Genomic DNA, 16,842 nt, shown 5'->3' with positions numbered 1-16,842 from the left:
ATGACATGGCTTCCCCTCAAATGGAGAGGTGAGCCCGAACTTTTTCTTCATCCATCTGGTTGGTCGGCCCCTCCATGATAAGGGATCCATTCTCCATGAGATAAAAATAATCGGCTAGGCTTTGGGCAAACTCAAAATACTGCTCCACCAGCAACACCGAAACGCCCCGCTCCTTTTGAATACGGGTGATGGCTTCTTCAATCTCGATGATGATGGAGGGTTGGATCCCTTCTGTAGGCTCATCCAGGAGCAAAAGTTTGGGCTCTGCCACCAAAGCTCTGGCGATGGCCAGTTGCTGCTGCTGCCCACCGCTCAAATCCCCACCCAGCCGTTTAAGAAAAGAACGCAGAATTGGGAATAGGTCATAGACAAACTCAGGTATGATCCGTTCTCTGTCCGGTGCCGCTTCTAGCCCCACCAGCAGGTTTTCCTCAACCGTTAGGCGGGGAAATATCTCTCGACCTTGAGGTACATAGCCAATACCGGCGCGGGCTCGCCAATTGGGAGGGTAATGGTTGATAGGACGGCCCTCAAAAGCAATTTTGCCTGTGCAGTCTTTCAGAAGTCCCATCAGGGCTTTAAGTGTGGTGGTTTTGCCCATACCATTGCGGCCCAGAAGGCAAACCGCTTGGCCGGGAAAGATCTTAAAAGAGAGATCCTTCACAATTAAACTCTGACCATAGTAAACCCTCAAGTTGGAGACCTCCAGGAGAGGCCCGGATCCATCTCGGGATAAGTTTTGTGTTGCGGTCGCGTTTTCCGTATTCATAGGCCTGCGCATGAGTCGATTAGATACAGAACTATAGCCTCTTTGCTTAGTTTTTCCCCTTGTGGGATCCGAGATAGACCTCAATCACTCGCGGGTCGTTTTTCACATCCTCAAAGGTACCTTCGCACAGCACCGAGCCTTGGTGTAAAACGGTAACCTTGCGGGCAATTTGTCGGACAAACACCATGTCATGTTCGATCACCAAAATGGTGTGGCTTTGGGCTAAGGATTGAATTAACTCTCCTGTAGCTTCTGTTTCTTTGTCCGTCATCCCGGCCACGCATTCATCCAGCAGCAGCAAATCCGGATCTTGAGCAATCACCATGCCGATCTCCAGCCATTGCTTTTCTCCGTGGGAAAGCAGCCCTGCCGGAACCCGATCCTTACGGCTGAGGCCAATGGTTTCCAAAAGAGCATCCGTTTCTTGTCGCAGATGCTTTTTGCCAAGTAGGGTGGAAAAAACCCTTTTGTCAGGGTTGAGGGATAGCTCCAAGTTTTCTCGCACGCTCAAGTTTTGATAGACCCGCGGCGTCTGAAACTTGCGCCCAACACCCAAAATCGAGATCTCATGTTCCTTGAGCTTGGTCAGATCTTTTCCTTTAAACAGCACCCGGCCTCGAGTAGGCTTAACCTTGCCCGTCAGCACATCGAGAAACGTAGTCTTGCCTGCCCCATTGGGGCCGATGACCACCCGCAGCTCCCCTTCCTCCAGAGAGAAGTTCAGCCTGTCCAAAGCCTTGAAGCCATCAAAGCTGACGGTGAGATCCTGAGTTTGTAAAATTTGTCGGGTAGCGGTGGGAGCTGCAGTGAGCATAGGGATCACATCCAAGAACGGAAAGGCCAAAGGTCAAACCGGATTCTCAACCCATCAAATAAACCCATCAAATAGGAGAGGAAACTTGGCATCGCTGGCTCACCCATGGGATCCTCTTACCTTAAACTTATATCTTGCACATAACTGACATCCTCAAGAGAAAGCCAGATTTAGGCTGGAGAAGTATTTGCAAAACGCCTGCGCCAAAGCTGGACAGTGACCCAAAGCTGCCTGCCTTGGGTGCGCACCCAACCCACCAGTCCATCCGGCAGCACCAGCACCACCAACAGGAACAATCCCCCCTGGAAAAACAACCAAATTTCGGGAAAATTTTCGCTCAGCAAGCTCTTGGCAAAGTTAACCAACAGAGCCCCCAGCACCGCCCCCACCAAACTGGCCCGACCGCCCACCGCCACCCAGATTACCATCTCAATGGAAAAGGGAACGGCCATCGCATTGGGAGAGATGATCCCAGTTTGCAAGGTAAACAAAGCTCCGGCAACACCCGCCAGGGCAGCAGACACGGCAAACACCAGCACTTTAAAGCCGGTGGGATCGTAGCCGGAAAAACGAACCCGCGGCTCGTCATCTCGAATGGCTACCAGGATCCGACCGAATAGGCCGCTGGTCAGCCAACGACAGAGAAGGTAAGCCAAAACCACCGCCAGAACTGTAGTGACATAGACAGCGAAGCGCATCTCGGACGAGTTGACATCCAGGCCAAACAAAGTCTGGAAGTTGGTCAGGCCGTTGGTGCCATTAATTAAGCGCTGTTGGCCGTTGAAGAAGTTAAAGAAAATAATCGTGGTGGCCTGAGTTAGAATGGAGAAATAAACCCCTCGAATGCGATTTCTCACCACCAAATATCCCAGGGCTGCTGCCACCAAAGCCGGGATCAAGACCACAGCAACAGCCGTAAACGGAAACGAATAAAAGGGATACCAAAACCAGGGCAATTCCGTTACCCCGTAGAGGCTGAAAAACTCCGGTATCTGACCTTCCGGCAATTGCAATTTCAGGTGCATCCCCAGAGCGTAGCCCCCCAAAGCAAAGAACACCCCATGCCCCAGACTGAGCATGCCGGTATAGCCCCAGATGAGGTCGATTCCCAAAGCTACAATGCTGAGGGCCAGAAACCGCCCCAACAAGTTGAGCCGAAAGCCAGACAGCACAGTTGGGGCCACAAAGATCAAGGCCAGCACCAAAACGATGAGGATCCCGGCCTCCCACAGAAGCTTGCGAGAAGAATTGGGATCCCCACCCGCGGCGGGAGCAGCCACTTCATGATCAGCACGGGGGGAATGAACCAGTTTCATGGGCTTTGTGAGGGAGTAGAAGATGGAGAGTCTGGTCCTAGAGTTTTCGCCAAGCGAGATCATTCCCTAGGCATCCACCATACGACCTTTTTCGGGGAAAAGGCCCCGAGGTCGCACCTGCAAAAAGGCCACGATCAAAGCAAAGACCATCACCTTGGCCATGCTCGTGGTGGCAAAAAAGTTGAGGGTATCGGTCAGGATGGGCACGTTGGGAAAAATCAAAGCCAGCGTCCCGGAACCGATGACAAAGTTGGCAATCCCGATCCCAAGCGCTGCCACAATGCTGCCCAAAAGCTTACCGACACCCCCCACCACGACCACCATAAAGGTATCCACGATGTAGTTTTGGCCGGTGTTCGGCCCCACGGATCCCAGCAGGCTGACCGCTACGCCGGCCACTCCCGCCAGACCCGAGCCGACGGCAAAGGTAAGGGCATCCACCTTTTGCGTAGGGATCCCTACACAGGCACTCATGGCCCGATTCTGGGTAACCGCCCGGATGCGCAGCCCCCAGCGGGTGCGCTGCAAGAAGAAGTACAGCCCTAGGATGCAGAAGACAGTGAGGGCGATGATAAACAGGCGGGTATTGGGCAAAAACAGGCTGCCCACCGGGATCCCACCCCCCAGCCAACGGGGAGCGGTCACATCTTTGTTCTGGGCTCCAAACCAGGGTTGAGTGACTGCTAAAGCATAGGTTTGCGCCAGCACCCGCCCCCCCACCGCTGCAATTGCCGTGGAAAGCACCAGTAGCAGCGCCAGCGTCCACCCTTTGAGGCGCGGCCAATCCGTTCGCCTGGCCAAGAGCCACCAGCCGCCAAAAAAGAGCACCGCGAAGGCCCCCAAGCGGAAAGCCAGCACCCAATTGACGCTGCGCACAAACTGCTGCAGGATCAGGCTCACGCCCCAGGTGGCCAAAAGGGTCTCCAAGGGTCGGCCATACAAAAAGCGAATCACCCCCCGCTCCAGGGCTAGTCCCACCAGAGCCGTGACGGCAAAGGCAGCTACCAAAGCTGGAAAGATGTACAGATCCCGCCAGGGATCCCCTAGGGGACGAAAGGCATTTTGAACCACAAAAGTGGTGTAGGCCCCCAACATCATCAGCTCCCCATGGGCCATGTTGATGACCCCCATGAGGCCGAAAACAATAGCCAAGCCCAGAGCGGCTATCAGCAAGACGGTGCCAATGCTAATGCCGTTGAACAAGCTGTCCAGGAGCAAGGTCATGGGCAGGGGATCCTCCTTCCAACTAAACTAGGGAGGCTAACCGAGCATCTAGGCGGGATCCCCGACCCTATCCAAACGGCAAGGGATCCCAGCCCTGGCCAGGACTAGCTGACTTTGTAGCGACCGCCCTTGGCCGGATCTGACCAATCGCAGGCAAAGCCCTTGGTCTCTGCCACAAACTGGTTCCAGGGCTGCGGCTCCACGGCATCCGTAGAAAAGATGACATCAAACAAACCGTCAGAGCGCACCTGGCCGATCCGCACATACTTGGTCAGGTGGTGATTGGTGTTCATGGTTACCAAGCCTTCTGGGGCATCAAAGGTCTGGCCATAGGCTGCCTGCCGCACGGCGTCGATTTCCACTGTTCCCGCTTTTTCCACTGCCTGCTTCCAGATGTAAACCATGATGTAGGCGGCTTCCATCGGGTCGTTGGTGACGCGGTTTTGGCCGTATTCTGCCTTGAAAGCTTCCACAAACTTCTTGTTGGCAGGCGTATCCACCGTCATAAAGTAGTTCCAGGCGGCGAAGTGCCCTTCCAAGAATTCGGGGCCGATGGCCTGTACCTCTTCTTCAGCAATGCTGACGGACATGGAAGGATAGCGATCCGGCCCCAGCCCTGCCCCTTTCAACTGTTTGAAAAAGGCCACGTTGCTGTCGCCGTTCAAGCTGTTGTAGATCACACCGCCATTGGGAAGAGCGGCCCGGATCTTGCTGATGATGGGAGTAACTTCTGTGTTGCCCAAAGGCAGATAGTCTTCACCCACCACCTTGCCCCCCAGGGCTTCCAACTGGGCCTTGATGATGGTGTTGGCCGTGCGGGGGAACACGTAGTCGGATCCCACCAGGAAGAACTCTTTGCCCTTGTTCTTGAGCAGCCATTCCACCGAAGGCTCGATCTGCTGGTTGGGGGCAGCGCCGGTGTAGAAGATGTTTTTGGAGCACTCTTGTCCTTCGTACTGCACGGGATACCAGAGCAGGTGCTGCTTGGATTCAAACACCGGCAACACGGCTTTGCGACTGGCCGAAGTCCAGCAGCCGAATACCGTTGCCACCTTGTCCACATCGATCAATTTGGTGGCTTTCTCGGCAAAGGTTGGCCAATCGGAAGCCCCATCCTCGATAATCGGCTCGATCTGCTTGCCCAAAACCCCACCGGCGGCATTGATCTCTTTGATGGCCAGCTTTTCCGCATCCACCACGCTGGTTTCTGAAATGGCCATGGTGCCGCTAAGGGAGTGCAAAATGCCAACGCGGATGGTCTCTCCCTGGGCGTAGGCGGGCACGGATCGCTTCACCCAGATCTGCGGCCCTAGGGCAGCCCCGGCTCCGGCCAGAGCGCCCATTTTCAGCACTTGACGACGATTAAATGATAGAGCCATCGGTGATCTCCGAAACGAAGTGAGTGCAAAGGGTATTAAGAAGTCCAGTTGTTGCAGCAGCCCGGCCAACAGAGGGAAGCACTTAGCTCATCACCTCGCCCATGTGTTGAACCTGCCCAACTGCGCTCAGCTGAGGCTTTCACCGAATGCCTTCCCAACCTCAACAGAGGAAAAGGCTAATCCTGCAGTCGAGAAAGCGTTGTGCATCCCTGTTGCCTTAACGTGTTCCATCAAACCCATTCGGCCCGGAGAGAATTGTATCGTGGGATACCTTTTCCCAGAATCCGAGCCCTTTCCCCGCAGGCTGCAGGCAGAGGCAGGGATCCCTTGCTGCCGGCATAATAGGGGTTCTGGGGTGGAGAATTAACAGCCTATGGTGCAGCAGGCCGGCTATGGATCTTGGCGATCCCCGATTACCGCTGACCTGGTGGTGACGGGATCCCTGCGCTTGGGACAGATGGTTTGGGATCAGGGGGATCTCTACTGGACGGAGGGCCGCCCGCAAGAAAAAGGGCGCAATGTGTTGATGCGGCGCTCTGCCGACGGGATCCTGGTGGAGCTGACACCGGCACCTTTCAATGTGCGGACGCGGGTGCATGAGTATGGGGGTGGAGCTTATTGGGTGTCGGCAGGGGTAGTGTATTTTTGCAACTTCGCTGACCAACGGCTCTACCGCCTGCTGCCGGGTTCAGATCCCCAGCCCCTGACGGAAGCAGGCCCCTATCGCTATGCAGATGGGGTGGTGGATCGGGCGCGTGGACGCATCCTCTGTGTGCGGGAAGATCACAGCCGCCAGGGAGAGCCGGAAAACAGCCTTGTCTCGATTGACTTGGAAAGCGGATCCCAGCGCGTTTTGGCCTCTGGGCACAATTTCTATGCCAACCCTCGCCTCAGCCCCGATGGCCAGACTTTGGTATGGCTGACCTGGGATCACCCCCAAATGCCCTGGGACGGCACAGAGCTGTGGCGGTCTGAGGTGAACCCTGACGGCAGCTTGGGAGAACCTCAAAAGCTAGCCGGTGGCCCTGCCGAGTCGATCTTCCAGCCCCAGTGGTCACCGCAAGGGGATCTCTACTTTGTTTCCGATTGCAGCGGCTGGTGGAACCTCTATCGCTGGGATCCCCAGGGCCCCATTCCCCTCTGCCCTATGGAAGCGGAGTTTGGAGAGCCGCAGTGGGTGTTTGGCCTGAGCACCTACGGCTTCTGTGGCGATGGGCGCATCCTGGCCTGTTATGAACAAGACGGGCTGTCTCATCTGGCTTATCTGGATCCCCATTCAGGACAGTTGGCAGGGATCCCCTTGCCCTACACCCAGATCAGCGGTTTGCAGGTGAGTGGGGAAAAAGCCGCTTTCCTGGCCGGATCCCCGACGGAAGCCACTGCCTTGGTCTGCCTAGACTTACCCTCCAGCCAAGTGGAGGTGGTGGCCCGTTCCAGCAGCGTGGCGGTGGATCCCGACTATCTGTCGATCCCAGAGCCTATTGTTTTTCCCACCGGCGGCGGCAAGGCAGTGGCCTATGCTTTCTTCTATCCCCCCAAGAACCGCGACTTTGTTGCTCCCACTGGCGAAAAGCCACCCCTATTGGTGAAAAGCCACGGCGGGCCCACCGGAGCGACGGCAGCGGTGCTCAACCTAGGGATCCAATACTGGACCAGTCGGGGGATTGCGGTTTTGGATGTGAACTACCGGGGCAGCAGCGGCTACGGACGGGCCTATCGGGATGCTCTCAAAGGCCGGTGGGGCCTGGTGGATGTGGAAGATTGCATTGCCGGAGCTCAATTTTTGGCAGAACAGGGCAAGGTGGATGGGGAACGGCTGCTCATTCAAGGGGGCAGCGCTGGCGGCTATACCACGTTGGCGGCCTTGACCTTCCACGCCGTCTTCCGAGCAGGTGCCAGCTACTACGGGGTGAGCGATCTAGAAGCCCTGGCCCAGGAGACCCACAAGTTCGAGTCTCGCTACTTGGACAGCCTCATTGGCCCCTACCCAGAGCGGCGGGATCTCTACCGGGAGCGTTCCCCCATTCATCACCTGGAGGGCCTCAATTGTCCGGTTATCTTCTTCCAAGGGTTGGAAGACGCCATCGTGCCCCCCAATCAGGCGGAGAGGATGGTGGCAGCGCTGCGGGCCAAAGGGATCCCAGTGGCCTATGTGCCCTTCGAGGGAGAGCAACACGGCTTTCGCCAGGCGGCCAACATCAAACGGGCTTTGGAGGCAGAGCTTTACTTTTATGCCCAGGTGCTGGGGTTTCCGCTGGCAAAACCTCTTGAGCCGGTTCGGATCGAGAACTTGGACACCTGATGATGACTGCTCAATGGGTCGAATAGAAAGGGATCCCGTCCCATCTATGGCCCATTGTTGCTCCACAACGCTGTCGCGACAGAGCAGCCCCTCTATGATGGACTTACCAGCCAACCCGGATGGAGTCATCGATATTGCTCCGCAACACTGTCGCGACTGCTGGTAAGAGAGCTGGTCATGAGCGTCAGTAGCCCTTCCTTCCGTGAACTGCCCATCTTAGAAAGCGGCGATCGTCTCACCCGCGATGAGTTTGAACGGCGCTATCAAGCCATGCCTCAGCTCAAAAAAGCCGAGCTGATTGAGGGAATTGTTTACGTGGCATCTCCCCTCAGATATCGCCGACATGGCAGACCACACAGCCACATCATGGCCTGGCTGGGAGTTTATGAAGCAGCAACGCCGGGGGTTGAGTCGGCGGGCAATCCAACCGTTCGCCTGGACTTGGACAATGAGCCGCAGCCAGATGCCATATTGCGGATGCACGAATCTTGTGGGGGACAGTCCCGCATTAGCGAGGATGACTACATTGAGGGTGCACCGGAGCTGATTGTGGAGATTGCCGCCAGCACAGCTTCCTACGACCTGCATGATAAGCTGCGGGCCTACCGGCGCAACGGCGTGCGGGAATATCTGGTCTGGCTAACCCAAGAGCAAGCCTTTCGCTGGTATGTCTTCCAGAATGGAGAGTACGTGCAGCAACAGCCCAATGAGTTGGGCGTTTTGTACAGTCGGGTGTTTCCGGGGTTGTGGTTAGCCGTGGACGCGCTGCTGACGGGCAACATGCAGCAGGTGTTGGGTGTGCTGCAAAGGGGAATTGAGTCGGAGGAACACCAGGAGTTTGCGGCGCGGTTGGCAACCCGAGAAGCAGAGGCTGGAGCCTAGGCCATGAGTCGGAGGGACGGGTTTGCGCTCGCAAAGGCTCAGGTTAATGGCTGTGGGCCAACAGGTTGGGCTCGAAGACAGCCATCTCCAACCGAAACGGGATCCCCATGTGGGCCAGCCAGTCCTGCAGCGGATCATCGGCCAGCGCCAGGATCTGCCCTTGGGGGGAAACGTGGGCCGGACGGTGCCAGTTGCCCAGTTGATGAATCACTTGGCCCATCTGGATGGGGTTTTCAGGTTGAATCAAGAGCACCGGTTCGGGTTGGGCTCTGACCCGAATGTGTCGCTGCGCATCCGCATAGAGCAGATCCCCATCGTGAAGATGGGTGCCGCGGGGCAGCATCAGCTGGATCTCGGTGCCCCAGTCGCTCACCAGCCGTTGCCGGGATCGCTGGCGGTCGTGCCAAGTGAGGGCAACCACTTCCAATTGGCCGGGGATCCCCTCTGACGGCTCGTCCAGCAGTTGCGTCACCGTAATGGCCGCGGGATCCTCTCCTGCAGCATGGGCATCTTCGCTCATGTTAGGGACTCCAGATATTGGCTGAGGTCTTCTTGAAGGCGAGAGAACTCCACTTCGGTGGAAAGGCGCAGCACCTTGGTTTTCAGAGTCACCAGCACCTTGGCTGCGTGGGGGCCAGCCCAGATGTTGGGGTTGCAGAACATCTCCAAGCTGAAATCTTCAGTAGGGTAACGAAACTCAACCGGCTCCTGAGGCTGCTGTCGGGAACGGATCTTGAGTCGCTCCAAGAGGATTTGCAGAGCCTTGTGCCATTGTTGTGCCGCCTCAGGCGAAAGGGAGAAACTGGCCGAGCCGGTTGCGAAGTTGAGGGCAAACTGAGGAAAATGGGTAGTCATGGAGGCCCGTACCGTTCGCGAAGCGTCCTTTGGAGGGCAGCATTGGACAACAACAGTATCTTACGTCAGCTCTTGCTAATGGGCGTGGGCACAACCACTCTGCTGGCAGAACAGTTGAGAAAGGCTGCCGACGACTTGGTGCAGAAGGGGCAGCTCAACCCAGAAGAGGCATCCAATGTCATCAACAACCTGCTCAACCAGGTGAAGGCCGAGCAGAGTAACTTTGAATCCTACGTTCAGCGGCAGGTGCGCAACGTCCTGCAGGATCTGGGCGTGCCCCGCCAATCGGAAATGGACGAGCTGCGGGGGCGGCTGGATCGGCTGGAGCGGCAGGTGCGCAATTTGGAGAATCAGGTTTACCGCCGGTAGCCGAGCTGAGCCTTCCCCTTTTGCCGGCTTTCCTTTGCCGTTGGGCAGGGTTTTGCCGAACGTTGCGATACCCTGAAGTCCTCTCTGGGAGAATTCATCAAGTTCCCATGTCAAGCGAAGTTTTGACCGTCACAGGCCGAGGGATCCCCCTGCTGGGCAACGACATCGACACCGATCGGATTATCCCGGCCCGCTTTTTGAAGTGCGTCACCTTCGACGGCTTGGGCCAGCACGTGTTTGCCGACGACCGCGCCCAGGATCCCGGCCAACACCCCTTCGATCAACCCCAGTACCAGGGAGCCCAGATCCTTGTGGTCAATGCCAATTTTGGCTGTGGCTCCAGCCGGGAGCATGCCCCCCAAGCGCTGGCCAAATGGGGGATCCGCGCCCTCATTGGCGAAAGCTTTGCCGAGATCTTCTTCGGCAACTGCTTGGCTCTAGGGATCCCTTGTGTTACGGCACCCCCGGCTGTGATTCAAGCTCTGCAGAAGGCGGTGGCCGAGGATCCCCAGCTCCAGTTGACACTGGATCTGCCCAGCAAACAGGTGTGCTGGGGGGAGAACGCCGCTGCTGTGGAGATCCCCCAGGGAGCCTGGCAAATGCTGGTGCAGGGCACCTGGGACGCCACAGGACAACTGCTGGCCGCCCAAGCCCAGATTCAGCAAGTAGCCGCTTCTTTACCCTACGTGCGTTGGCAGCGAGCCCGTTGAGCAATCCTCTCCCCCCTGATACCCATACATGGCTGGGCAGTGCTGACCCAGATTTTCTGGATTTGGCGATCCGGGAGATAGAAGCTGCGGATCCAGAGGCTGCCGTGCAGCGGCTAAAGGAAGCACCTGGCTTGGTATGGGTGTGCAGCCAACGCTCATTTGCTGACCTGGCTGAGGCTTGGCAAGCTGACCCGCCCATTTTTTTACGCCACATCTGCCCCATTCACCAAGAACGGCGGCTGGCCGAGGGATCCTTAGTTGAATTGCGCCTTGATGGGGAAATGTTGGCAGCCATTGACCCCGCCCTCAGCTTTTCGGTTCAGACGCGCCTGTTTGGAGAGCCGGCTCTCAAGCCCTTCCAGGTCAATGAAACCCTGGCCGAACAGGTGATGGCAGCGGTGGGATCCCCCCTGGAGGTCAAAGACCCACAGCAGGTGATCTCGGTGGTGATCCTGGCTCAACCGATGGGCATTCGCGCTTGGCTGGGCCTATCCTTGGCTGCCCAGAACCTCTCCAACTGGGCCGGTGGGATCCATCGCTTTCGGCGGGATCCAGAGCAAATCAGCCGCTCCGAGTTTAAGCTGCTGGAGGCCATCCAGGTGTTTCAGATTCCCTTGGTGCCGGGGGGACAGGCTCTGGATCTGGGGGCAGCACCGGGGGGATGGTCGCGCATTTTGCGTCTATATGGCCAGCAGGTCACGGCAGTGGATCCGGCGGACTTGGACGAGCGCCTCAGCCAAGATTCGGGGATCCGCCACCATCGCCTCAGCGCCCAAGCCTACTTGGCCCGTGGCCCAGGCCGGTTTCACCTCATCCTCAACGACATGCGCATGGATGGCCCGGCTTCCGCCCGCCTGATGGTGGCTTTTGCCCCCCATCTGCAGCCACAGGGGAGAGCTGTGATGACCCTGAAGCTACCCCACCAACACCGCCTGCGGGTGCTGCGGCAAAGTTTGGAGATCTTGGGTAGTGCCTTCCCCCTGGTGAGAGCCCGCCACCTGTTTCACAATCGCAGCGAAGTCACCCTCTACTTGCAACAGGGGATCCCTGCCCCTTAATCTGCCGTTTCCACCACCTGAATCTCCCGACGGAGCACCATTTCGCGAATGGACTCCAGCAAGCCTATCTCTTCGGGGGAGATTTTGCCGTCCGACCGGATGGCGTTGACGATTTGATCCACCTCTGTGCGGGTGAGCTTTTTGTCTTCCAGCGCTCGATCCACCAGCGCTTGCAATTGCGAAAACTCCATAAGGCTCCTCTTGCTTGAACAGGTCTTGTCGCCTCATCTCCTCATCCAAGCTACCCGCGCTGCCCAAAATCTCCTGCAAGCGCAAGATTCTCTTCAGGTATCCTAAAGAAAACGTGAAACCCACCGAGAGGAAGACATCATGGCTGGCCCGGATCCCAGGAGCACTGCGCACGATTGCGCCACCCTCTGTCGAGATGGCTGTGTCTTGGGAGAGGACTGCCCCCACCGAGAGGCGGCTCGCCAAGCCGTGGCCTTTGTCATGAGCACCGACTGGGAGACCTTGATGCGGATTGCCGAATCCAAGAACCTGCCCAAAAGCTCCCCTTAGGAGGAGATGGATCCCCTGCAGTTTTTGGAGAACTACCGCTTGGGCGGGTAGGCCCCAACCAGTCTCCCTAAGGACAAGGGATCCCTGCTGAGGATCCAGGGGTTTTGAGCCATACTGAATTTGGTGGGATCCCTGGATTCTATGGTTTGGCCTTGGATCGTCATCGGGTTAGTCCTCATTTCTGCCGAATTGTTTTTGCCAGAATTGGTTGCCGGCTCGGTGGGGCTGGCGGCGCTCTTGGCGGGGCTTTTGGCTTATTTGGGGCTGCCGATCTGGGTACAATTTGCCAGCTGGATTGGGGCATCGGTGGTGTTGATTATCCTCAGCCGCCGTCTGGTGCCCCATGGATCGGTTCAGGTAGAGGAATCTCGCGAGGCGCGGGCAATCACCCCCATTCCCCCAGGCGAACGGGGGCGGGTTTCTTATCTGGGTTCCACCTGGAACGCCAAGTGCAGCATTCCCAACCTGGAAATCCAAGCCGGGCAGGAGCTCTACGTGGTGGAGCGACAGGGGAATACCCTCATTGTCATGCCGGCCAAGATGCTCAAGTCCTGACCTGGACAAATGTTTGTTTCCCTTGTTGCCTTGAGCGAGGGATCCCTGCTTGGGTGTGCATCAGAGGCGGGGATCTGGCATAATCACAAAAGCTAAGCCGGGATGTAGCGCAGCTTGGTAGCGCATCTGCTTTGGGAGCAGAGGGCCGCAGGTTCAAATCCTGTCATCCCGATCCTGACTGCACCAAGAACAGAGCCATTCGCGTTCTTGGCCGATAGCTTCGCGCTTATCCAGGGCCCCAAAATCTTCCCATTGATGTTGCTAACTGCTAAAGCGGGCGTCTATTGGTGGAGGCGCAGTCTTTGTCTTGAAGGCGCGAGAAGCAAACTCTTCGATGCCATCGAATGGGTGGGTCAGGCAGCCAAGCGGGATCCCTCGTAGCCAGGCCAAGGAGAAGCAAGCACAAAAAAGGCAGGGTTAACTTGCCCCTGCCGAGAAGATCGAGAGTTGAGAGCTTGCTCTCGTTGTCGTAATCGTTGCATCAAGGCGCGGTTCCGTTTGTCCAGTTGGCGCTTGCGTGCCGATCCCCCACGACCGCGACGGTTTCTGCCCTGATGGCGAGGAGATTCATGAGATTTCAACAGCATGGGATTCCCCTGATAAACTAAACAGTCCTGCCTGATTCTAAACGAAACCTCAGCAACTGGCCACAAGACTGGCGGCGCAAGCTGCGGCATTTGCGGCTGGGGATAGGCCGTCTTTGTCAATTTATTCGCATCATTCGGCATGGAGGACTCCTTGGGACAGCCAGTCTTTTAGGCGGTGGGTAGCCCGGCAGTCATCCTCGTTGTAGATAAGCGAGTGCTCCAAATATCTGCGCTCCCGAGTTTCCAGCCATTGGCTATACCAATAAATGGACTGGGCGCCATTGGCATCCGGCAGACGCCACTGAAACCCCAACCAGCGGGCGATGTTTTTCAGGGAATAGCTCTCGATCGGCAGCACCACCGAGCGTTGCACCCAGGCCTGTAAATCCACAAAGCGCTGCAACAACTGCCGCAGCTGTCGGGGATCCGTGCGGTATTGCTCCCCCAGCCGTCGGCAGGTCTGCACCTCAAAGCCGTGAAAGTGATAGATGGGAGCGTCGGGATAGCGTTGTGCCAGTTGCAAGAATTGCTCCCAAGCTTGCCTTTCTTCCCGCGGCTCGGCGGCCAGGCAACTGTGATAGCTCGCAACCTTTTTCCCCTCGGCTTGCTCCACCACCAGCAGGCCCAGCAGATAGGCGACGTTGTGGCGGGGATCCGCCTCGATATCGAAGTACAGCTCTACGGGTGTGGTGGGCAGGGTTTGCGGGGGGGATTGAATCCAGAGGGGCTGCCGGCTGAGGGTGGCGCGGGCTTGAAGCTGCAGTTGCAGGGCCACGCCGGATCCCAACTTGGGAATGGCTTGCAACCTGTCCAACTGAGCGTTAGCCAGGGCTTCAATCGAGTGGATCCCCGCCTCTTGCAAAAGGGGATAGCGGGATCCCGTTACGCCCGGCAGCAGGCTGAGGGGTTGGGCGGTGGCGTTCAACTGCCGACAATGCTCCCGCCAGTGGCAAAGATGACAGCGGCTGCGGGCCATAAACACCTGGGGCGGTTCCGGCTGGCTGAGGGAGTGCAGGTACTCCTGCAGCAATTGCCGCACCTGTGCTCGTCGGCGGCTCAGGTGGACGGGGTGCCACTTCCCATCTTTCAGGATCAAAATGCCCCGCTTGGGAACGTTTCCCTGCAGGGATCCGAGCAACTCTGCCTGCAAAGCCAGCAACAATTCGTATTCCGGTTTGGGGCGTTTGCCGATACGAATATGAACCGGCAGGTAAGAGGATCGGGCGGCGTGGCGACTTCTGCCAACGAGAGCGGGATCCCGAATTAGCAGATCCAGGGAGCTGCTCACCCAAACTGAACGTCCCTCTGGAACAGCTTCAGGCGGCAACGCAAGAGCGGGCACCATCTCGCAGTCTTCTGGGGCAGGGATGGGATCCCTTGGAGAGGAGGGGTGAGGGACAGGTTCAGAAGCAAGCTGCAACAGCTCTGCCTCAGCAGTACAGTTGAGATCTTCCTGCGGTTGCCAAAACAGCTCTGCGGCAATCCGTCCGCCGTAGATCCGCTCCGCCCCGTCGGCCATGGCTGCCAAGAGAGCTTCATTGCCCGGCGCAACCCGTTCTCCGGGGAATCGCTCAAACACAGCGGCTGCCAGGGCTTGGCGATCCCGCCGCCATTGCTCCAGCAGGTTGTCCGGCGGCAGCTTGGCCTCTTGAGGGCCAAAGCGATCCAGGTAAGGCAAGCGTCGGCAGCGAAAAAAAGCAAGCAGCTCCTCAGCCTCAACAGAACCCTGTCCTGCTGCTGCAACCTGGCACTCCAACGGTGGAAAACCTCAGCTCTGCTGCCATTGTGGCACGCCCCCAGGTTGCCCTCTGATCCTTCAAGACTTGGGATCCTGAGTGGGCAGGAGATGGGCAATAATGCGCTCAATCGTCTCAGATTGGCGACGAGCTGTATCGGCTTGCTGTTGACATATCGTCTTTAACTCTCCCAGCCAGGTGTTGTGCTCCTGGGATATCAGCACCTGTTGTTGAACAACAGCTTTCAAATGGGTTAGGTCATCCTTGACGAAGCTGACGGTCTCGGCCAGGGTCAACACAGCCCCAACCAGGCGATCCAGCCGGAAGTCAATTTGGTCGAATCGGTCTTTGCTCTGCATTTTCCTTACATTGGTTAGTAGAGGTTATCGGTGGGCGCTGAAGGGAAGTCACTTCACCAAGAAAAAGCCCCAAGCCGAACAGTCAGCCCGCTCAAGCTTGTGTCTTTATTGCTACCCATACGTACAGATACAGCACTAGCTATTTAGTGCGACTTCCCCTATCTGCTGTACGATCACGCCCTGCCCTGCGGACGTAACTCACCCTTCAGGTGCAATGTATACTATTTTGCAGAGCTTGGAGAAAAACCCCAGAGAACGAGATCACAGCCACGGAAGACTTGAAGGGATAGCATAAACTACTGCCAAGGGCAGGGATCCCTGATAAGACCTGCAGCTTGCTGACACGGCTGGCGTATGCTGGAGAATAAAGATTTCTTTACACTTTACCGGAGCGGACTGTGACAGCTCTTTCGACGGCCCCAACCTTGTCCCAAACCAAGACGGCGGCGGTGGAAATGCAGGGGGTGTGGAAACGCTTTGGGCAGCAGGTTGCCGTTCAAGATTTGAGCCTGCAGATCCCCCAGGGGGAAGTGTTTGCCCTGTTGGGGCCCAACGGCGCCGGCAAATCCACCACCATCCGCATGCTTACTAGCCTTACCCGACCCAGCCAGGGATCCATCCGGGTGGGGGGGTATGACGTGGTGCGGGATCCGGTGGCGGTGCGGCAGCAAATTGGCGTAGTTCTGCAGCCTATCACCCTAGAGGCAGAGCTGACCGTTTGGGAAAACCTGGAGTTTCATGCCCGCATGCACCACATCCCCAACCCAGAGCGGCAACGGCGCATCGATGAATGGCTGGAGTATGTGCGGCTGGCGGATCGCCGGCAAGACAAAGTGAAAACCCTCTCAGGGGGAATGAAACGACGCTTGCAGGTGGCCAGGGCGTTACTGCATCGCCCCCAGATTTTGTTTTTGGACGAGCCCACCGTCGGGTTGGATCCCCAGGCGCGGCGGCTGTTGTGGGAGATCTTGCGGGATCTCAATCGGCAGGGCATGACCTTGCTGATTACCACCCACTACATGGAGGAGGCAGAAGAGCTGTGCGACCGCATCGGCATCATGGATGGGGGAAGGTTGATCGAGTTGGGCAGCACCGAGCAACTGCGGGCTAAGTACGGAGAGGCCCTGCTGGTGCGATCCTGTCCTGGCCGGGAGGTGGAGTACACCTTTTTCCCCAGCTTGGCGGAAGCTCAGCGGCAGTTGGAAGCTGAACCTGACAAAACCGGCCTCATGGTGCGCCCGGCCAACTTAGAAGACATTTTTGTGCGTTTGACAGGCCGCCGCTTGGATTAACGGGCCCTCACCCCTGGCCCCTCTCCCAACGTGAAGAGGGGAGCATGACTCTAGTCAATAATAAGCTCAACTATACTGAAAATAATGTATAATATGTTCAGTACGGATTACTACCA

At 57.3% G+C, this 16,842-nt stretch carries 19 protein-coding genes and 1 tRNA gene; 9 read left to right on the top strand and 11 right to left on the bottom strand.

Annotated elements, in window-relative coordinates; all coding sequences use genetic code 11:
* Nucleotides 1-16 precede the first annotated feature (16 nt).
* From urtE to urtA, 5 genes are all read right to left on the bottom strand, one after another.
* The gene (gene urtE, locus NW870_RS07360) at nucleotides 17-781 is read right to left on the bottom strand and encodes an urea ABC transporter ATP-binding subunit UrtE (protein ID WP_414374660.1); all 765 of its coding nucleotides are present in this window, start codon (nucleotides 779-781) and stop codon (nucleotides 17-19) included.
* A gap of 34 nt (nucleotides 782-815) precedes the next feature.
* On the bottom strand, nucleotides 816-1,583 hold the full coding sequence (urtD, locus tag NW870_RS07355; RefSeq protein WP_414374659.1) for an urea ABC transporter ATP-binding protein UrtD: 768 nt from the start codon (nucleotides 1,581-1,583) through the stop codon (nucleotides 816-818).
* Between the two features lie 170 nt (nucleotides 1,584-1,753).
* On the bottom strand, nucleotides 1,754-2,962 hold the full coding sequence (gene urtC / locus NW870_RS07350) for an urea ABC transporter permease subunit UrtC (protein WP_414374657.1): 1,209 nt from the start codon (nucleotides 2,960-2,962) through the stop codon (nucleotides 1,754-1,756).
* A 3-nt stretch (nucleotides 2,963-2,965) separates the two neighbouring features.
* Complete coding sequence (gene urtB, locus NW870_RS07345; RefSeq protein ID WP_414374655.1) at nucleotides 2,966-4,123, bottom strand: urea ABC transporter permease subunit UrtB; 1,158 nt, start codon at nucleotides 4,121-4,123, stop codon at nucleotides 2,966-2,968.
* Between the two features lie 104 nt (nucleotides 4,124-4,227).
* On the bottom strand, nucleotides 4,228-5,502 hold the full coding sequence (urtA, locus tag NW870_RS07340) for an urea ABC transporter substrate-binding protein (RefSeq protein WP_414374653.1): 1,275 nt from the start codon (nucleotides 5,500-5,502) through the stop codon (nucleotides 4,228-4,230).
* A 373-nt stretch (nucleotides 5,503-5,875) separates the two neighbouring features.
* Between urtA and NW870_RS07335 the strand changes: the two genes are divergently transcribed.
* The gene (locus NW870_RS07335) at nucleotides 5,876-7,804 is read left to right on the top strand and encodes a S9 family peptidase (protein ID WP_414374651.1); all 1,929 of its coding nucleotides are present in this window, start codon (nucleotides 5,876-5,878) and stop codon (nucleotides 7,802-7,804) included.
* 177 nt (nucleotides 7,805-7,981) lie between these two features.
* Nucleotides 7,982-8,686: a Uma2 family endonuclease gene (locus NW870_RS07330; protein WP_414374649.1), complete on the top strand. Its 705-nt coding sequence runs from the start codon at nucleotides 7,982-7,984 to the stop codon at nucleotides 8,684-8,686.
* 43 nt (nucleotides 8,687-8,729) lie between these two features.
* Here the strand turns inward: NW870_RS07330 and NW870_RS07325 are convergent, their stop codons facing one another.
* Together NW870_RS07325 and NW870_RS07320 are read right to left on the bottom strand one after the other, a co-directional pair.
* Nucleotides 8,730-9,206, bottom strand: coding sequence for an urease accessory protein UreE (locus NW870_RS07325; RefSeq protein ID WP_414374648.1), 477 nt, complete (start codon nucleotides 9,204-9,206; stop codon nucleotides 8,730-8,732).
* A complete protein-coding gene (locus NW870_RS07320) occupies nucleotides 9,203-9,541 on the bottom strand; it encodes a hypothetical protein (RefSeq protein ID WP_011433606.1) in 339 nt (112 codons plus the stop codon). Before NW870_RS07320 ends, NW870_RS07325 begins: the two co-directional genes overlap by 4 nt.
* A gap of 42 nt (nucleotides 9,542-9,583) precedes the next feature.
* On the opposite strand from NW870_RS07320, the gene NW870_RS07315 reads away from it, so the two are divergent.
* The 3 genes from NW870_RS07315 to NW870_RS07305 all read left to right on the top strand — a co-directional run bounded on the left by NW870_RS07315 (nucleotide 9,584) and on the right by NW870_RS07305 (nucleotide 11,678).
* Nucleotides 9,584-9,910, top strand: coding sequence for a phasin family protein (locus tag NW870_RS07315; RefSeq protein WP_011433607.1), 327 nt, complete (start codon nucleotides 9,584-9,586; stop codon nucleotides 9,908-9,910).
* Nucleotides 9,911-10,017: 107 nt separating this feature from the next.
* Nucleotides 10,018-10,620 carry a 3-isopropylmalate dehydratase small subunit gene (gene leuD, locus NW870_RS07310; protein ID WP_414374646.1) on the top strand — a complete coding sequence of 201 codons (603 nt, stop codon included), beginning with the start codon at nucleotides 10,018-10,020 and terminating at the stop codon, nucleotides 10,618-10,620.
* Nucleotides 10,617-11,678: an SAM-dependent methyltransferase gene (locus tag NW870_RS07305; protein ID WP_414374645.1), complete on the top strand. Its 1,062-nt coding sequence runs from the start codon at nucleotides 10,617-10,619 to the stop codon at nucleotides 11,676-11,678. Before leuD ends, NW870_RS07305 begins: the two co-directional genes overlap by 4 nt.
* Here the strand turns inward: NW870_RS07305 and NW870_RS07300 are convergent.
* On the bottom strand, nucleotides 11,675-11,869 hold the full coding sequence (locus NW870_RS07300) for a hypothetical protein (RefSeq protein WP_011433610.1): 195 nt from the start codon (nucleotides 11,867-11,869) through the stop codon (nucleotides 11,675-11,677). The two genes, NW870_RS07305 and NW870_RS07300, sit on opposite strands and share 4 nt — an antisense overlap.
* Nucleotides 11,870-12,008: 139 nt before the next feature.
* Here NW870_RS07300 and NW870_RS07295 point away from each other — a divergent pair, with 139 nt between their 5' ends.
* The 3 genes from NW870_RS07295 (at nucleotide 12,009) to NW870_RS07285 (ending at nucleotide 12,924) form a co-directional block, all read left to right on the top strand.
* Entirely contained in the window at nucleotides 12,009-12,197 is a 189-nt protein-coding gene (locus tag NW870_RS07295) for a hypothetical protein (RefSeq protein WP_414374643.1), read from the top strand.
* Between the two features lie 141 nt (nucleotides 12,198-12,338).
* Nucleotides 12,339-12,752, top strand: a complete 414-nt coding sequence (locus tag NW870_RS07290) for an NfeD family protein (RefSeq protein ID WP_414329493.1) — start codon at nucleotides 12,339-12,341, stop codon at nucleotides 12,750-12,752.
* Between the two features lie 98 nt (nucleotides 12,753-12,850).
* Nucleotides 12,851-12,924, top strand: a tRNA-Pro gene (locus tag NW870_RS07285).
* A gap of 181 nt (nucleotides 12,925-13,105) precedes the next feature.
* On the opposite strand, the gene NW870_RS07280 is transcribed toward NW870_RS07285, so the two are convergent.
* From NW870_RS07280 to NW870_RS07270, 3 genes are all read right to left on the bottom strand, one after another.
* Nucleotides 13,106-13,339, bottom strand: a complete 234-nt coding sequence (locus NW870_RS07280; protein WP_041436636.1) for a hypothetical protein — start codon at nucleotides 13,337-13,339, stop codon at nucleotides 13,106-13,108.
* A 130-nt stretch (nucleotides 13,340-13,469) separates the two neighbouring features.
* Nucleotides 13,470-15,095 (bottom strand): TM0106 family RecB-like putative nuclease, encoded by a 1,626-nt coding sequence (locus tag NW870_RS07275; protein WP_414374641.1) that lies wholly within the window; start codon nucleotides 15,093-15,095, stop codon nucleotides 13,470-13,472.
* Between the two features lie 60 nt (nucleotides 15,096-15,155).
* On the bottom strand, nucleotides 15,156-15,434 hold the full coding sequence (locus tag NW870_RS07270; RefSeq protein WP_414342410.1) for a hypothetical protein: 279 nt from the start codon (nucleotides 15,432-15,434) through the stop codon (nucleotides 15,156-15,158).
* A 455-nt stretch (nucleotides 15,435-15,889) separates the two neighbouring features.
* On the opposite strand from NW870_RS07270, the gene NW870_RS07265 reads away from it, so the two are divergent.
* Nucleotides 15,890-16,726: an ABC transporter ATP-binding protein gene (locus tag NW870_RS07265; protein WP_414374688.1), complete on the top strand. Its 837-nt coding sequence runs from the start codon at nucleotides 15,890-15,892 to the stop codon at nucleotides 16,724-16,726.
* Nucleotides 16,727-16,842 lie beyond the last annotated feature (116 nt).

The sequence above is a fragment of the Synechococcus sp. R50.1 genome (assembly GCF_047462115.1).
Lineage (GTDB): Bacteria > Cyanobacteriota > Cyanobacteriia > Thermostichales > Thermostichaceae > Thermostichus.
Note: the sequence above shows the minus strand (reverse complement) of the source record. Positions and strands in the feature narration are given on the sequence as shown.

Excerpts from the sequence above, each read along its gene's own strand:
- urtE (WP_414374660.1), bottom strand. The coding sequence starts at position 781 with ATGCGCAGGCCTATGAATACGGAAAACGCGACCGCAACACAAAACTTA.
- urtD (WP_414374659.1), bottom strand. The coding sequence starts at position 1,583 with ATGCTCACTGCAGCTCCCACCGCTACCCGACAAATTTTACAAACTCAG.
- urtC (WP_414374657.1), bottom strand. The coding sequence starts at position 2,962 with ATGATCTCGCTTGGCGAAAACTCTAGGACCAGACTCTCCATCTTCTAC.
- urtB (WP_414374655.1), bottom strand. The coding sequence starts at position 4,123 with ATGACCTTGCTCCTGGACAGCTTGTTCAACGGCATTAGCATTGGCACC.
- urtA (WP_414374653.1), bottom strand. The coding sequence starts at position 5,502 with ATGGCTCTATCATTTAATCGTCGTCAAGTGCTGAAAATGGGCGCTCTG.
- NW870_RS07335 (WP_414374651.1), top strand. The coding sequence starts at position 5,876 with ATGGTGCAGCAGGCCGGCTATGGATCTTGGCGATCCCCGATTACCGCT.
- NW870_RS07330 (WP_414374649.1), top strand. The coding sequence starts at position 7,982 with ATGAGCGTCAGTAGCCCTTCCTTCCGTGAACTGCCCATCTTAGAAAGC.
- NW870_RS07325 (WP_414374648.1), bottom strand. The coding sequence starts at position 9,206 with ATGAGCGAAGATGCCCATGCTGCAGGAGAGGATCCCGCGGCCATTACG.
- NW870_RS07320 (WP_011433606.1), bottom strand. The coding sequence starts at position 9,541 with ATGACTACCCATTTTCCTCAGTTTGCCCTCAACTTCGCAACCGGCTCG.
- leuD (WP_414374646.1), top strand. The coding sequence starts at position 10,018 with ATGTCAAGCGAAGTTTTGACCGTCACAGGCCGAGGGATCCCCCTGCTG.
- NW870_RS07300 (WP_011433610.1), bottom strand. The coding sequence starts at position 11,869 with ATGGAGTTTTCGCAATTGCAAGCGCTGGTGGATCGAGCGCTGGAAGAC.
- NW870_RS07295 (WP_414374643.1), top strand. The coding sequence starts at position 12,009 with ATGGCTGGCCCGGATCCCAGGAGCACTGCGCACGATTGCGCCACCCTC.
- NW870_RS07290 (WP_414329493.1), top strand. The coding sequence starts at position 12,339 with ATGGTTTGGCCTTGGATCGTCATCGGGTTAGTCCTCATTTCTGCCGAA.
- NW870_RS07280 (WP_041436636.1), bottom strand. The coding sequence starts at position 13,339 with ATGCTGTTGAAATCTCATGAATCTCCTCGCCATCAGGGCAGAAACCGT.
- NW870_RS07270 (WP_414342410.1), bottom strand. The coding sequence starts at position 15,434 with ATGCAGAGCAAAGACCGATTCGACCAAATTGACTTCCGGCTGGATCGC.
- NW870_RS07265 (WP_414374688.1), top strand. The coding sequence starts at position 15,890 with ATGCAGGGGGTGTGGAAACGCTTTGGGCAGCAGGTTGCCGTTCAAGAT.